The sequence below is a fragment of the Endozoicomonas montiporae CL-33 genome, from assembly GCF_001583435.1.
Taxonomy (GTDB): domain Bacteria; phylum Pseudomonadota; class Gammaproteobacteria; order Pseudomonadales; family Endozoicomonadaceae; genus Endozoicomonas_A; species Endozoicomonas_A montiporae.
Genome location: NZ_CP013251.1, coordinates 4,433,174 through 4,447,077 on the forward strand (window position 1 = coordinate 4,433,174; position 13,904 = coordinate 4,447,077).

13 protein-coding genes, 1 pseudogene and 1 riboswitch are annotated in these 13,904 nt (G+C 48.2%); of the genes and pseudogenes, 5 read left to right on the forward strand and 9 right to left on the reverse strand.

Translation table 11 applies throughout. The features are described from left to right. The 4 genes and pseudogenes from EZMO1_RS20270 to EZMO1_RS20280 form a co-directional block, all read right to left on the reverse strand. Positions 1–1,148: pseudogene (locus tag EZMO1_RS20270) on the reverse strand (acyl-CoA dehydrogenase family protein). A 33-nt stretch (positions 1,149–1,181) separates the two neighbouring features. Further along, positions 1,182–2,798 (reverse strand): acyl-CoA carboxylase subunit beta, encoded by a 1,617-nt coding sequence (locus EZMO1_RS20275; RefSeq protein WP_034875853.1) that lies wholly within the window; start codon positions 2,796–2,798, stop codon positions 1,182–1,184. Next, complete coding sequence (locus EZMO1_RS27890) at positions 2,795–3,193, reverse strand: AtuA-related protein (protein ID WP_330217121.1); 399 nt, start codon at positions 3,191–3,193, stop codon at positions 2,795–2,797. The genes EZMO1_RS20275 and EZMO1_RS27890 overlap by 4 nt, the downstream gene beginning before the upstream one ends. Positions 3,194–3,316: 123 nt before the next feature. Further along, positions 3,317–4,633, reverse strand: a complete 1,317-nt coding sequence (locus EZMO1_RS20280) for an acyclic terpene utilization AtuA family protein (protein ID WP_330217120.1) — start codon at positions 4,631–4,633, stop codon at positions 3,317–3,319. Between the two features lie 247 nt (positions 4,634–4,880). Between EZMO1_RS20280 and EZMO1_RS20285 the strand changes: the two genes are divergently transcribed. The 3 genes from EZMO1_RS20285 to EZMO1_RS20295 all read left to right on the forward strand — a co-directional run bounded on the left by EZMO1_RS20285 (position 4,881) and on the right by EZMO1_RS20295 (position 7,277). Beyond that, positions 4,881–5,267 carry an AMP-binding protein gene (locus tag EZMO1_RS20285; RefSeq protein WP_051789912.1) on the forward strand — a complete coding sequence of 129 codons (387 nt, stop codon included), beginning with the start codon at positions 4,881–4,883 and terminating at the stop codon, positions 5,265–5,267. 14 nt (positions 5,268–5,281) lie between these two features. Next, positions 5,282–6,457: a class I adenylate-forming enzyme family protein gene (locus EZMO1_RS20290; protein WP_051789911.1), complete on the forward strand. Its 1,176-nt coding sequence runs from the start codon at positions 5,282–5,284 to the stop codon at positions 6,455–6,457. A gap of 136 nt (positions 6,458–6,593) precedes the next feature. Further along, on the forward strand, positions 6,594–7,277 hold the full coding sequence (locus EZMO1_RS20295) for a TetR/AcrR family transcriptional regulator (protein WP_051789910.1): 684 nt from the start codon (positions 6,594–6,596) through the stop codon (positions 7,275–7,277). Here the strand turns inward: EZMO1_RS20295 and EZMO1_RS20300 are convergent. The 4 genes from EZMO1_RS20300 to EZMO1_RS20310 all read right to left on the reverse strand — a co-directional run bounded on the left by EZMO1_RS20300 (position 7,274) and on the right by EZMO1_RS20310 (position 11,109). Next, positions 7,274–9,139, reverse strand: coding sequence for a TonB-dependent receptor domain-containing protein (locus tag EZMO1_RS20300; protein ID WP_051789908.1), 1,866 nt, complete (start codon positions 9,137–9,139; stop codon positions 7,274–7,276). The genes EZMO1_RS20295 and EZMO1_RS20300 overlap by 4 nt on opposite strands. Then, positions 9,140–10,051: a cobalamin-binding protein gene (locus tag EZMO1_RS20305; protein ID WP_051789907.1), complete on the reverse strand. Its 912-nt coding sequence runs from the start codon at positions 10,049–10,051 to the stop codon at positions 9,140–9,142. 45 nt (positions 10,052–10,096) lie between these two features. After that, the gene (locus EZMO1_RS27865) at positions 10,097–10,225 is read right to left on the reverse strand and encodes a hypothetical protein (RefSeq protein WP_275934921.1); all 129 of its coding nucleotides are present in this window, start codon (positions 10,223–10,225) and stop codon (positions 10,097–10,099) included. Positions 10,226–10,243: 18 nt separating this feature from the next. Then, positions 10,244–10,481, reverse strand: a riboswitch (cobalamin riboswitch). Between the two features lie 40 nt (positions 10,482–10,521). Then, positions 10,522–11,109, reverse strand: coding sequence for a cob(I)yrinic acid a,c-diamide adenosyltransferase (locus EZMO1_RS20310; protein ID WP_034875845.1), 588 nt, complete (start codon positions 11,107–11,109; stop codon positions 10,522–10,524). Between the two features lie 138 nt (positions 11,110–11,247). Between EZMO1_RS20310 and EZMO1_RS20315 the strand changes: the two genes are divergently transcribed. Further along, on the forward strand, positions 11,248–11,427 hold the full coding sequence (locus tag EZMO1_RS20315; protein ID WP_051789906.1) for a type 1 glutamine amidotransferase family protein: 180 nt from the start codon (positions 11,248–11,250) through the stop codon (positions 11,425–11,427). A 132-nt stretch (positions 11,428–11,559) separates the two neighbouring features. Here EZMO1_RS20315 and EZMO1_RS20320 read toward each other — a convergent pair whose 3' ends face one another. Further along, positions 11,560–12,450, reverse strand: coding sequence for a hypothetical protein (locus tag EZMO1_RS20320; protein WP_034875843.1), 891 nt, complete (start codon positions 12,448–12,450; stop codon positions 11,560–11,562). Positions 12,451–12,595: 145 nt separating this feature from the next. On the opposite strand from EZMO1_RS20320, the gene waaA reads away from it, so the two are divergent. Beyond that, complete coding sequence (gene waaA, locus EZMO1_RS20325; protein ID WP_034875837.1) at positions 12,596–13,897, forward strand: lipid IV(A) 3-deoxy-D-manno-octulosonic acid transferase; 1,302 nt, start codon at positions 12,596–12,598, stop codon at positions 13,895–13,897. Positions 13,898–13,904 lie beyond the last annotated feature (7 nt).

The window sequence follows — 13,904 nt, forward strand, 5'->3', positions numbered from 1 at the left end:
TTAACCCTTGTTTACGGTCATGTATTTGCCAATGATGCCCAGCATGATTTCATCGGCTCCGCCCCCGATAGAACCCAGACGATTATCCCGATAAAACCGGCTGACCACGTTATTTCACATAAAACCCATGCCACCCCAATATTGAAGGCAGGCATCGCTGACCTCGCGAGACAAGCGACCGGATTTCAGTTTCGCCATGGAAGCCAGACGGGTGACATCTTCACCCTGAACGTATTGTTCACAGGCCTGATAGGTCAGAGCACGTAACAGTTCCACTTCGGTTTGTAATTCAGCTAAACGGAACAAAATGGACTGGTTGGCAAGCAACGGTTTCCCGAACGCCTGCCGCTCGCGGGTATACGTCAGTGTTTCATTAATGCAGATTTCCATGCTCTTGAGGGACATGGCAGCAATATACAAACGCTCTTCCTGAAACTGCTGCATCTGCATCACAAATCCGGCACCTTCATGACCTATAAGGTTGCGTTGTGGCACCCGGACATTATCGAAAAATATCTGGGCGGTATCCGAGCTTCTCATGCCCAGCTTATCGAGCTTGTCAGAGAAGCTGATGCCAGCCGTATCCGTAGGCACAATGATCAGGGATTTATTTTTATGGGCGGGTTCATCCGAAGTATTGGCTAACAGGCAGATGAAGTCGGCCTGTGTAGCATTGGTGATCCACATTTTACTGCCATTGATTATGTAGTCATCGCCGTCTTTAATAGCGGTGGTTTTTATTCCTGAGACATCACTGCCCGCTCCCGGCTCGCTGACACCAATGCAGGCAACCTGCTCTCCGGCAATGGCAGGAGCCAGAAACGAGTCACGCACATAATCACTGCCAAAACGAGCCAGTGCCGGTGTTGCCATGTTGGTCTGCACACCAATAGCCATTGGTACACCGCCACAACGAATCCCGCCAAAGGCTTCAGCTGCAATCATTTCATAACTGTAATCCAGTCCCATTCCACCGTTTTCAACCGGCTTGCTGATGCCCAGAAAACCAAGATCGCCCATTTTTTAAACAGTTCTTTCGCCGGAAAGCAACCAGACTGCTCCCATTCTTCAACATGCGGATTGATCTCGTTTTCAACAAAACGATCGATGGTTCTTTTTAATTCGAGATGTTGCTGGGTCAAAATCATGAGGCTTCCTTATTATTTTTATTATTAAATGGTTTAAAAGCGTGCAACACCAAACTGGTTGGCCTGAAGTTCCCGATGCTCTGCCTGCCAGCAAATATCCAGAAGATGCGCCAGAAGCTCCCGGGTATCACGGGGATCAATAATGCCATCGTCCCACAGTCGTGCAGTACCAAAGACAGCTGTAGAACCGGCATTCAGCTGGGCTGCAGTGGCCATTTCCACTTGTTCCAGCTGCTTCTGATCCGGCTCAATACCCTGTTTACGCATTTTTTCTTCACTGACAATGCGCAGCACCTTACCGACCTGCTCACCACCCATCACTGCGGTTCTGGCATTCGGCCACGAGAATATAAAGCGGGGGTCAAGACCACGGCCACACATGGCGTAATTTCCAGCACCGTAAGAGCCACCAACCAAAATCGACAACTTGGGCACACTGGCATTGGCAACGGCCTGAATCAGTTTGGAACCGTGTTTAATAATGCCGCTGCGTTCTGCCTCTGTGCCCACCATAAAGCCGGTCGTGTTATGCAAAAACAACAATGGCCGCTTACTCTGCTGACACAGCTGGATAAACTGTGCTGCTTTGTTCGCGCCTTTTGCGGTAATAGGGCCATTGTTACCGATAATCCCTATGGCATGACCATCCACAGCGGCAAAGCCACACACAGTCTGAAGGTCGAACTCGCTTTTAAAATCACTGAACGCAGAGTCATCCACCAGCCGCGCAACCACCTCCCTGACATCATAAGGTTTCTTGCTATCCGAAGGGATAATGCCAAGCAGCTCATCCTGCGAATAGCGGGGCGGTTTCACTGCTTTTTTCTCAGGCAACACCAGAGATTCATTCCACGACAACGTACTGGTAATTTCGCGTGCCAGTGCAATGCCGTCACGGTCATTCCGGGCAAGGTAATCGGCGGTTCCCGCTTCATACACATGAAGATCACTACCACCCAATTCCTCGTCCGTGGCAGTCTCACCCGTTGCTGCTTTCAAAAGAGGCGGGCCAGCCAGAAACATTTTGGTTTGCTGCTTAACCGCTATCGTATAGTCCGATAGCCCTGGCTGATAAGCACCGCCTGCGGTCGCGTTACCATGAATCACCGTAATCTGGGGTATACCGGCACTGGATAAGCGCGCCTGATTGGCAAAGGCTCTGGCACCGGGTACAAAAACATCGGTGGCATACATCAGGTTGGCACCACCGCTCTCTGCCAGCGTAATCAGTGGCAGTTTATTTTCTCTGGCAATGTCCTGAAGCCTGAGGGTTTTCTCCAGTCCTGTGGGTGAAATCGTACCGCCTTTAATTGCACTGTTATTAACCTGCAACATACAGCGAACGCCGCTGACAAAACCCATTCCGGCAATAATGCCACCACCGGCTGTCGTACCGTCTTTATCATCATGCATTTTATAGCCCGCCAACGAGCTTAACTCGATAAAGCTGGAGCCCGGGTCTAACAGCAATGCCAAACGTTCACGAGGTAACAGCTTGTCTTTAGCATGAAACTTTTCTCTCGCGCTACGGGCTTTATCGTGCAATGCCTGTTCAAGGGCTCTGAATGCCTCGATACAGGCTGACATGGCCTGATAGTTTGTCTGGAATGATTCGCTATTAGTATCAACGCCGGACTCAAGAATCATCATTGCGAACCTCCGGAAACCTGTTCAAACAGTTTTTTACTAACGGTAACGGGCATCGACAATAACTGCTGGGCAATGGCTTTACCCTGAGGATCAATGCGAAGGCTCGCCATACCTCCACCGCCAAGACTGTGCGTCATAACAATATTGAGACTGTTCATACCAGGCAGCTGATAACGATGGATATCACTCCGAGGCGTAAGCAGATGTGCAAAGTACGTTTTTAGCCGATCAGTGGTCAAAGCCGCTTCAATATAAGGCAGATAACGTTTATCCCGGGCAATCACGCCAATATTGCACTGGTCACCCTTATCACCACTTCGCGCCAGCGCCAGCTTAACCAGCGGTACAGAAAAGTTGGTTTCTTCATCAGAGAGTTCAGGTACGGGATGATTCACCCAGTCACTGCGGATCGTTTCTTCTGCTTTGCCAGCTCTTACCTCAACTGTATGAGCTTCTTTATTAGCTGATGTTTTATCAGAAGTGATCAGGCTGAAAGTAGCATTTATCCGTCTTTTATCTCACAGGAATGAAAACAGACAGAGTCGTGGGCCGGGCTTGGGTCGCCCTCCCACCAGACCGGTAATACCGGGCGCCATCGCCGTAGCGGCCTGGGCGATTTCCTGACCAAACACCGTCAGGGCTTTTTTATCCTGATGGGAAACGGCCATTTTCACCACAACTTCCCGGGCATGGCTGCAATCGGCCTGCGCGCCATAAGTCGTTTCTGCGCCCAGAACCTCTATATTCACTTCATCAAAATCAGCGAGCCCTTTCCGGCTGAAAATATCTCTAACACGCTGGATAATGGCGTGGGCTACCACCTTGCCTTTATCCGCCGCGTCAATACCACCCAGCATAAAGGTTGCGTTTGAACGATAACCATCAAGACAGGTCGCACTGACCTTGTACTGATCAGAAGGCAACTGACCTTTAGCACCCGTTACCCTCACCTGATCAACAGCGATTTGCTCCAGTGAAACATTACGAAAGTTGCAGGTAACATCAGGCAACAAATACGCTTCAGGATCACCAATTTCATAAAGAATCTGTTCTGCCACCGTATGGCAACTCACCAACCCTCCAGTGTTTTCAGGCTTACTGACAACAAATGAACCATCTTCAGAACACTCAACAATGGGAAAGCCCATATTGGCATAGCCGTCTTTAACCAGATGCCAGTCCGTAAAATTGCCACCTGTCGTCTGAGTGCCACACTCGATAACGTGCCCGGCCAGCGACCCCTGAGCCAACCTGTCGTAGTCATCCCATGACCAGCCAAATTCGTAAACCAGCGGCCCGAGAACCAGCGCGCTGTCAACGACCCTGCCGGTAATGACAATGTCTGCACCTGCGGCCAAAGCGGCGGATACTGAGGGGGCTCCCAGATAAGCATTGGCACTGGTTAAACGCTCTGGCAACGCCTGACCACTGAACATGTCTACAACACGGGCTTCTTGGAAAGCAGGTTGCTGTGCCACAAGGTTGTCGCCTTCTACTAATGCTATGACCAGATCCAGTCCTGCCTGCTCAACCACGCTGGCGAGTGCTTCTGCGCAGCCTCTGGCGTTGATTCCGCCAGCATTACTGCAAACTTTGATGCCTTTGGATTGGATCGATTCCAAAAGAGGTTTAAGAGTGTGAATAAAGTCAGGGGCAAAGCCGGCTTCCGGATTCTTCAGCTGCGCTCCTGCCATGATGGACAGGGTCATTTCCGCCAGATAATCAAAGACCAGATAGTCCAGATCGCCACCCTGCACTAATTGAAAAGCTGCGCCGCCGGTGTCACCCCAGAACGCTGAAGCACAGCCTATTCGAACCGTTTTCTTTGACGTCATGTTAAAGCCCGGGCAATGAATATTTTTATTATTCTGCGACCATACCAAGCAAACGATTGGTAGAGAAGTGAACAGATTCGCAAATAAAAGATTCGTACCGTAAAGACTCCGGTTTTGCGGAGCAGTAGGCATTTCCATTCAAAACCAAGCGCTTGCTATTTATCGATATGGGTTTCTACGTTAGTTTGAAATTTACGCAACGCCCGAATATTAACAATAAAAACAAGAACAATAACGGAGCCTGCCAATGCCCTCACCCGCTCTTGAGAAAAACCTGATAGAAAGAATTGCCCTCGGCGATATGCTACGCCGGAGATCACGTGATTCTGGTAATCAGACGGCCATAGTTGGCTATAACGAGCACGGTCGCAGCACCATTACTTATCAGCAACTGAACCAGTTAAGCAATCAACTGGTCAGAGGGTTGCGAGAACAGGGTCTCAAACAGGGCGACTCATTAGCCCTGCTCGCTACCAACAGTATTGAGTTTTTTGCGGTGTTATTTGCCTGCTACAAAGGCGGCTTTGTGGCTGTACCTGTTAATTTTTTGCAGGCAGTGGGAGACATCCACTACAACCTGTCAAAAGCCAACGTTAAAGCCGTTGTCTGTGAACCGCGCTTCGCCCCCCCCTGACCGTTGGCGATGCTTTGGCAGACATCAGTATACGGGTATCCATTGGCAGTGATGAAGGACTGACGCTGGATGGATTAGCAGAAGGTCAGGATGTCAGCGATATCGATGATATTGTGATTCGTGACCGAGACACCGCCCACATCATTTTTTCCAGCGGAACCACTTCAAAACCTAAAGGTGTGGAAACGTCACACCTGTCAATGTGTCTGTCCAGTTTGAGCAACCCGATCACCTTCGGCTTCAATAAAAACGACAGCCATCTTGCAGTTCTGCCAACCTTTCAATGTGCATCATTGTCGATGTGTATCATGACGCTACAACTGGGCGGCAAACTCGTGCTTTTGCCACAGTTTGACCCGGTAAACGTAGCCAGACTGCTGGAAGCTGAAAAGATTCAGAACACCGGGCTATTGCCTGTTATGTGGCAGGGGCTTCTGGCATTACCCAACCTGAGGGAATTCGACTTCAGCCATCTCACCACCGGACTTTATGGTATGGCACCCATGTCCGGAGCTATTCTCCGGCAACTCAAAGAAGCTTTTAAAGGCTGCCAGTTCCACCTTGCCAGCGGCCAGTCGGAATACACCCCCTTCTCAAATGCGTTTTATGAAAACAGCGATACCGAACTGGAAGAAGCGAATTACTGGGGCGTACCGTCTGTCATTACGGATCAGGCCATTCTGGATGATGCGGGCAATGAACTACCACCGGGGCAGCAAGGCGAAATATGCTGGCGTGGTCCGCTGGTCATGAACCGGTACCTGGGTGATGAAACCGCTTCCCTGAAAGCCTGTGAACATGGTTGGCATCATAGTGGTGATCTGGGCTATATAGACAACTGTGGTCAACTGGTGTTTGTCGATCGCAAAAAAGACATGATTAAAACCGGCGGTGAAAATGTGGCATCGGTAAAGGTTGAGCAAGTTCTGCTGTCTGCGCCCGATGTCGTGCAGGTTGCAGTATTCGGTGTGCCCCATGCACGCTGGAGCGAAGCCGTGTGTGCTGCGGTGCAGATCGCGCCGGATCAGCCTTTTGACGAAGCCGCCATCATCCGGCACTGCAAAGACCGGCTGGCAGGTTTTGAAGTCCCCAAACGCATTGTTTCAGTAGAAACATTCCCTCTCACCGCAACCGGTAAAATTCAGAAAAACACCTTAAGGGCGCAGTACGAGGAGTTGTTTGAAGAATAAGCACCAGCTTCATTGCTGAGGTGTGTGGTAAAGCATCACACACCTTCTAAAAATGATAAGTACTCTAACGTCAATAGACGTTTGTCTGTGATAACATCGACCCGCGCTATACCAGAATAATTTTATAAGGCGACCCATGTCATTTACGCCCATCAATACGGATCAAATTCACCAGCTGAGACAACAGCTGATTGATGCAGGAACCATCGTAGACCCGGGCAGTGCCAAAGGCCGGTTGCTGAAGTCTGCTGCCACCTTGTTCAGAACCAAAGGGTTTGAGCGCACTACTGTACGTGACCTGGCAAAAGAAGTCGGCATTCAGTCCGGCAGTCTGTTTCATCACTATCCCAGTAAACAGGAAATACTGCGAAGCGTGGTAGAAGAAACCATTCTTCTGAATATTGCTTTGATGAAACTCTCTCTGAGTCTTAACCATTCTGTACAAAATAAACTCTACGCTTTGATACTCTGTGAGCTGCAGTCAATTCTGGTGGATACCGGTGCCGAAATGGCCGTATTGGTGTACGAATGGCGAGGTCTTAATGAAGAAAATCAGGCTCAAATCTTAACGCTAAGGGATGAATATGAGCGACTATGGCTTGATGTACTGAAACAGGCTTATGAAGAGCAGATGATTTCAATTAAGCCTACCTTATTAAGGCGTTTGCTTATTGGTGCCATCAGCTGGAGCATTAACTGGTATAAGCCCGACGGGGATTTGTCACTGGAAGAGCTGGCCGGAACCACATTGTCACTGGCTTTGGAGAAGTCGGGAGCCGTTCCCTCAACAGCTGACGTGGGAACGGCTTTGGAGGCTTAGAGTTCGGGGGTCCAGATCAGTGAGAGCATGCCATTAAACGGTTCACTCTTATAGCCAAGAGTAGTCGTATACTGCTTATCCAGTAGATTAGTTAATTTAAACTCTGTTTTCAGTTCAGACGAGATCTGATAACCACCTCGCAAATCGACTGTCATGAAGCCTGCCAACTCCTGATTGTTATTTACATCATTATAAGTACGTCCCTGACCACGAATAGTTCCTCCGACATTGAATTTCCCAAAGCGACGATCGGCATCCAAATTAATGAGCTGCTTTGCCCGTCTTTCCAGCACCTTATTTTTAGTTCTATTCTCTGGATCAAGGAGTGTTATATTTGCATTAACATCCCAACCTTCAATACGAGTGCTTGCTGCGAATTCAAAGCCTGTAATACGTGCTTTTTCAACATTTTCCATATGACCTGCAAATTCGTTGTCATCCGTTGGCTTGCTAACATAAAGGAACATATCATCTATATTGTTCCGGAAAATGCTTGCAGACCAACTGATTGTCTTAAACTTACCTTTAAGCTCAACTTCAAAGTTTTCTGATTTTTCTGGCTTTAAATTTGGGTTACCTGAGCCAGGAAAATATAAGTCAGAAAAAGTGGGAGCCCTGAAAGCTGTACCATAAGAAGGGATCAGTCGAAGGTTATATGGTAAGTCAAAACCCCAGGCAATATTACCCGTTGTTTTATTACCATAAGTCTCATTTTTATCATGGCGCAAACCAATTTGCAGATCACTACTCTCAAAGCTCGAGAGTTGCTGAGCAAATACCCCGTAATTATAACGGTTGTCTTCAGGGTACTTAGTGCCCGTATCAATAGTTTCGTAGCTGTAATCCAGTCCGGCTGTCAACAACTGGCTTTCCTGCCATTCTACATCGTTCTGCCAACTAGCCGAATACCTTCGACCTTTTGCAAAACTGGCTAATTTATCTTCGCCACGCCCCTCTTCACGACGAAAAGCATCCTCTTTGATATAGCCAGCCTCTAAGCGAGTGCTCCAAACCTCATTAACAGGGATCATGAGGTGAGAATTCAAGCTGGTCACAGAGAAATCATTGTAAGGCTTGGTTTCCAAATCGCCCCAGCCATTATGGTTATGGTCGTACTCAGCTTTACCTTCTGTATGATATACACTTACACCAGCATCTAAGCCACTTTCAAACTGCTTAGACACACTGCCCGAAATGGATTTATTGCGATAGCCATCATCGTCTCCATCACGGCCGATTTTACTGTCGGTGTGATCGTATCCCTGAGTTTCATAGAAGTTGGCACCCAGGTTAAATCGATAGCCGTTATGCTCCCCAGAATAATTTGCGTTGTACTCGCCGGTACCATGAGTTCCAATACCAGCTTTTAACCGTAACCTAGGCTTTCCATACCCCTGACGAGTAAAAATCTGAATAACACCACCCATGGCATCAGCACCGTACAAGCTGGACTTTGGTCCACGAACAACTTCAATACGCTCAATCATATCAGGATCGATATATTGGAGAGGGGCAACATTCATACTGGTGGAGTTAATCTTTTGACCATCCAACAACACCAGCGTCTGACCTGTTTTGGTTCCCCTCAGAAAAACACTGGCACTACTTCCTGGGCCTCCCGAAGTGGCCATTTGCATGCCCGGTGTTTTATTTAGAAGCTCAACGACACTACTCGCCTGACTCCTCTCAATCTCCTCACGGGTAATCACAGTTACCGGCGCCAGTGCCTGATCTACTGTCTGAGCCGTTCTGGAAGCTGTGACCACAACATCATCCAGACGATACACATCATCGGTAGCAACAGAAGCATTTACGAAACCGGCAACAGCAACCCCTATGGCTGCCTGTAATTTATACGACATTTAGTGTTTTCCTTGTGCAGTGCGCTGTTTGGCAGCTCTTACATGATCGAGTTGTTGGCAGAGAACTTCGGCACCGTTCAGGGCTCTGGGTGTGGGACGGGCAATCAGGTCACCGGGGATCGTAAACAGAAAACCGTTTTTCACCGCATTAATCTGGGCATACGGCTGCCAGCGGCGATGAATATCATGGTCTTTCTGCACGATTTCCGAGCTGACAATGGCATCAGGGTTTTGTGCCAGTACAGCTTCAATACTGACCTGTGGAACCCTTGGACGGGCACCGGCAAACACATTAACACCACCACACAGCTCGATGGACTGACTGATAATCTGCCCACCATTCACCGTCATTAAGGGGTTATCCCAGATTTCAAAAAACACTTTCACAGGTTCTGACTGGCGGTACTGCTTTCTGATCGCCTCATACTGCTGATAGAAGGCATCTGCATTCTTTTCAGCGACCGCAGCGGTTCCCATGACTGTTCCCAGACGTCGTATTGCCGATGCAATACCATCAAAATCAGTGGGATCAGCATAGAAGACATTCAGACCAATCTTTTCCAACTGGGTAGACAGACGCGAGTCGTTCCCTCCAGACCAGATCACCAACAGATCAGGCTTCATCGCCAGAACCGCTTCGGCACTGGTATTGGGATAGCCCCCTACCTTTGGCAGCTGTTTCACTGCGTCAGGGTAGTCACTGTGGTCATCCACCGCGATGACTTTGTCACCACCACCTGCGGCATAAACCAGCTCGGTCACCCCCGGAGCCAGAGAGATAATGCGTTGAACCGGCTTAACTGCACACACCGTCCGGTTCCGGTCATCCACAGCACAGCGAGGCTTAACCGGGGCGGCATAACCTGAAGCAGCGAAAAGTAAAAAAGTCAGGAAGAATACAGCGTGTTTCATGACATCCCTGAGGTTGCTTAACATTCTCAGGGCGGCAGGCAGCCGTCAGGTTATTAAAGCCTGACAGAGAATCGAATGCTTGTGATGCAAACGCTTCTGGAGAGGAAATCCACAGATTTTCTCAACCGCCAGGTAACCCGCCCGGTGTTTATAAACGGTAAACACATCATTCATCAGTGTTGTTCCTCGTTTACTGGTTGTTTTGCAAAGGCAGGTATCCTGGCTCCGGAGTCGTAAAGTCTGCAAACCTTCCCAAATCATCATAAACGACAAATGCTTTATGACTGTTCAGTGGTTTGATAGCAGACTCTCGTCCGTCACAGTTGCGGGTACAGCCGGGTTTTAAACCCAGTTCCCTGAAAGCCTTTTGGCTTTCCTTGCGCATAAGTATTTTTCAGCCACTACATGCGCAAAACCCTTACAGAGTCGCACATCATAACGGAACTAAGGTTTCAATGCACTGGGGAATTTCACAGTTTCTCCTTAGGAGACGCCTGCCATAACACCTCACCCTCATTTTGCCTGGCACAGTGGCGGGACAGCACATACATCACATCAGACAAACGATTCAGATACGTCATCAGCGGGGCATTGATCTCTGCACCAGACTCATGCAGTCGTACCACAGCCCGCTCCGCCCGGCGACCAACGGTTCGAACCATGTGGCAATGGCAGGCATTGGTGCCGCCACCGGGCAAGGTGAAATTGGTCAGCGGGGGTAGAGGTGCATTCAGCTCGTCGATCAGCTGCTCAAGAGCTTCGGTATGCTCCGCCTGAATCAGCTGATAACCGGGCATAGCCAGTTCTCCACCCACATCAAACAGCCGGTGCTGTATCGCCTCAATGTTTGCCAGCTGATCATCACTCACATCCTGACTGGCTCTTAACCCGTTCAGCAGCATGCCCATCCAGCTGTTCAGCTCATCGACTGTGCCAATAGCCTCAAAACGTGCATCACTTTTGGACAACGCCTGCCCGTCACCCAACCGGCTGGTTCCTTTGTCACCCGTGCGGGTATAAATCCGGGTTAATCGGTAATTCTGTTTTTTATCAGCCATTTAATAAATCCTGTCTAAGGGGAGCAGCAGGTAAAAACATACCATCGTCATCCTCGCGAAGGTGGGTATCCACTGTCCGCGGTGGATTCCCACCTTTGTGGGAATGACGGTATATTCTGTACTGCTACTTCCCTAAATTTGCTGGTCAGCCATAAAGATCAGGTCGAGCAACTGCCCGATGGTGCCACAATCATCACCACAATCATTGCATCCAGTGATTTCTGCCCTTACTACATGGTGACCTACGGCAAACACTTTTTAAGCATTCAGGGGCATCCGGAATTTACCAGAGCATATTCGGAAGCGTTAATTCTCTGACGTCAGAAGGACATTCCAACGCCGGTTGTCACAAAGGGCATTCAATCCATTCAAAAGCGGGTAGACAGCGGCATCACCGCCCAGTGGATGCTGAATTATATAGGCAAAGTACGATAGCGTGGGAGGGGGAATTTAGAATGAGTTCAAATACTCATCCAACATAGTGCCCAGTGCTTTTGGTACAGGTTGAGACAAATACCCTTTTCTGAATGAGTGGATGAGTTCTAATATTGATGGCTGAAACTCTTCCACATCTTCAGCTATTGACTGTAGTTCAATAGTCAGACCGGCAACTATCCACTTTAATGATTTTTCTGCATTCATCAAACCAGTGAAGTGTTCTAAGCTCATGCCAGGTGACAGAGTATCAATAAAATAAAAACGATCACTCCAATAGTCATACATATGATTTCTTAGATTTCTATCAGAAAAATTATGAAACAAACAATACAACTTCGTTTCTACTTCATTTGTGCACAGCATATGCATAGCAGCAACAGATTGCCCATATCTATAGTAAGCTTTTTTTGCTCTTTCCAGTGATACATCCCCTGAATTAAAAGCATCGTATGCAATTGCTTCTAAAGTTTTACCCCTTATAAATGGAAAGATTAAAAGTTCTAATGAAGAGTCGTAATTTAATATTTCCCTGTCCTGTATCGGAAACAATACTTTTGTACCAATATTTTTTAATTCTTCCAGAACGCCAGAGTCTGCCAGCTCACTTTTCTGAAAATTAAAAAGGTTAAATAGTGTATGCCCTGACTCAGGAGTTTTAACCACTTTTATGAAATAGTCTTTTGTCTTGTAAACGCCGTATGCTTCTATTAACTGCGCTCCAAAAACATCAACTATTTGACTCATAAAAAATTCATCAGGACACTTGTCAGTCTCTGGAAAGTTGTCCTGAATACTTGAATATACCCAAGATGACGTTCTATTTTCTGCAAACAGTTTAATTGGCAGTAACAAACTAATAAAAATAGCTACTATTCTTGCTAAATGTCTTGCTAAATGGATCATAAGTATGCCTGTTTGAATACATTCAGTAGCTAGACATCCCTTTTCGTTTAAAGTTCACAAAGTAACAATTTTTGCGTTTTAATCAGAACAATCTGTTATTATTTCGGGCATTAAAGCACTATTATCAAGGCTGACCAATATAAGCATGAACCGCTTTTTTTACTCCACACTTCTTTATCTGGCGACTCCTCTGGTCATGCTGCGAATGTTTCTTCGGGGTCGCAAAGCTCCCGCCTACCGCCAGCGCTGGAGAGAACGGTTTGGCTTCTTTCCGGCTCTGCCACAGGATAAACCGGTCATCTGGGTACATTCGGTCTCTGTCGGGGAAACCATTGCCAGTGCGCCACTGGTTACAGAACTACTGGAACGTTACCCCCGGCATCGTATTCTGATTACCACGATGACTCCCACAGGCTCGGACAGGGTTAAAGCCTTGTATAACCACCTGATAGGCGACCGGATTGAGCATGTCTATTGCCCCTATGATTTGCCCGATGCCCAGATGCGTTTCTTTAATCGGGTCAGGCCAGAACTGGCACTGATGATTGATACTGAACTCTGGCCAAACACCATTGCCGCCTGCCACAAGCGGAACATTCCGGTGGTTATTGTCAATGCCCGCCTGTCCGAACGATCTGCCAGAGGTTATGCCCGCCTCAAAGGGCTGGTCAGCACTATGCTGAAACAGACAACCATGGTCGCCTGCCAGAATAAAGACGACGGCGAACGGTTTATACAGCTGGGCCTCCCTGAACAACAGCTGGATATTACCGGAAGTGTAAAGTTTGATCTTTCCGTCAGCCCTGAATTAAAAGAAGCCGGAAAACAATTAAAAGAACGTTGGAGTGCCGAACTGGGGTACACACCGTTGGTCATCACCGCAGCGAGTACCCATGAAGGGGAAGACCAACCAATACTGGATGCCTTTAACCAACTACAGGCTAATCACAAAAACCTGCTTCTGATTCTGGTGCCACGGCATCCTGAACGGTTTGATCCGGTCTTTGAACTGGCAGTCAATAATCAATGTCATGTGGTTCGGCGCAGTGAGCAGCAACCTCTGTCACCCTCTACTCAAGTGCTACTGGGTGACACCATGGGCGAGATGATGACATTCTTCGCTGCTTCCGATATTGCCTTTGTCGGTGGCTCACTGATTGAACGGGGTGGCCACAATATGCTGGAACCGGCAGTGTTGGGGCTACCGGTTCTGTCCGGCCCCCATGTCTTTAACTTTCAGGACATCAGTGACTCTCTGGTAAAAGCGGGCGGCATGCAACTGGTTGACTCAGCAGAGCAACTGGCTGATTCTATTGACCGGCTGATGACGGACAAACAGCACTATCAGACAATGAGTGACAGTGCCGCCGAGTTTGTCGCCTCCAACCGTGGTGCACTGCAAAGAACCCTGACTTTGATTGGCCAGCAGTTACCTGCAATGAAGTAAACGTTTC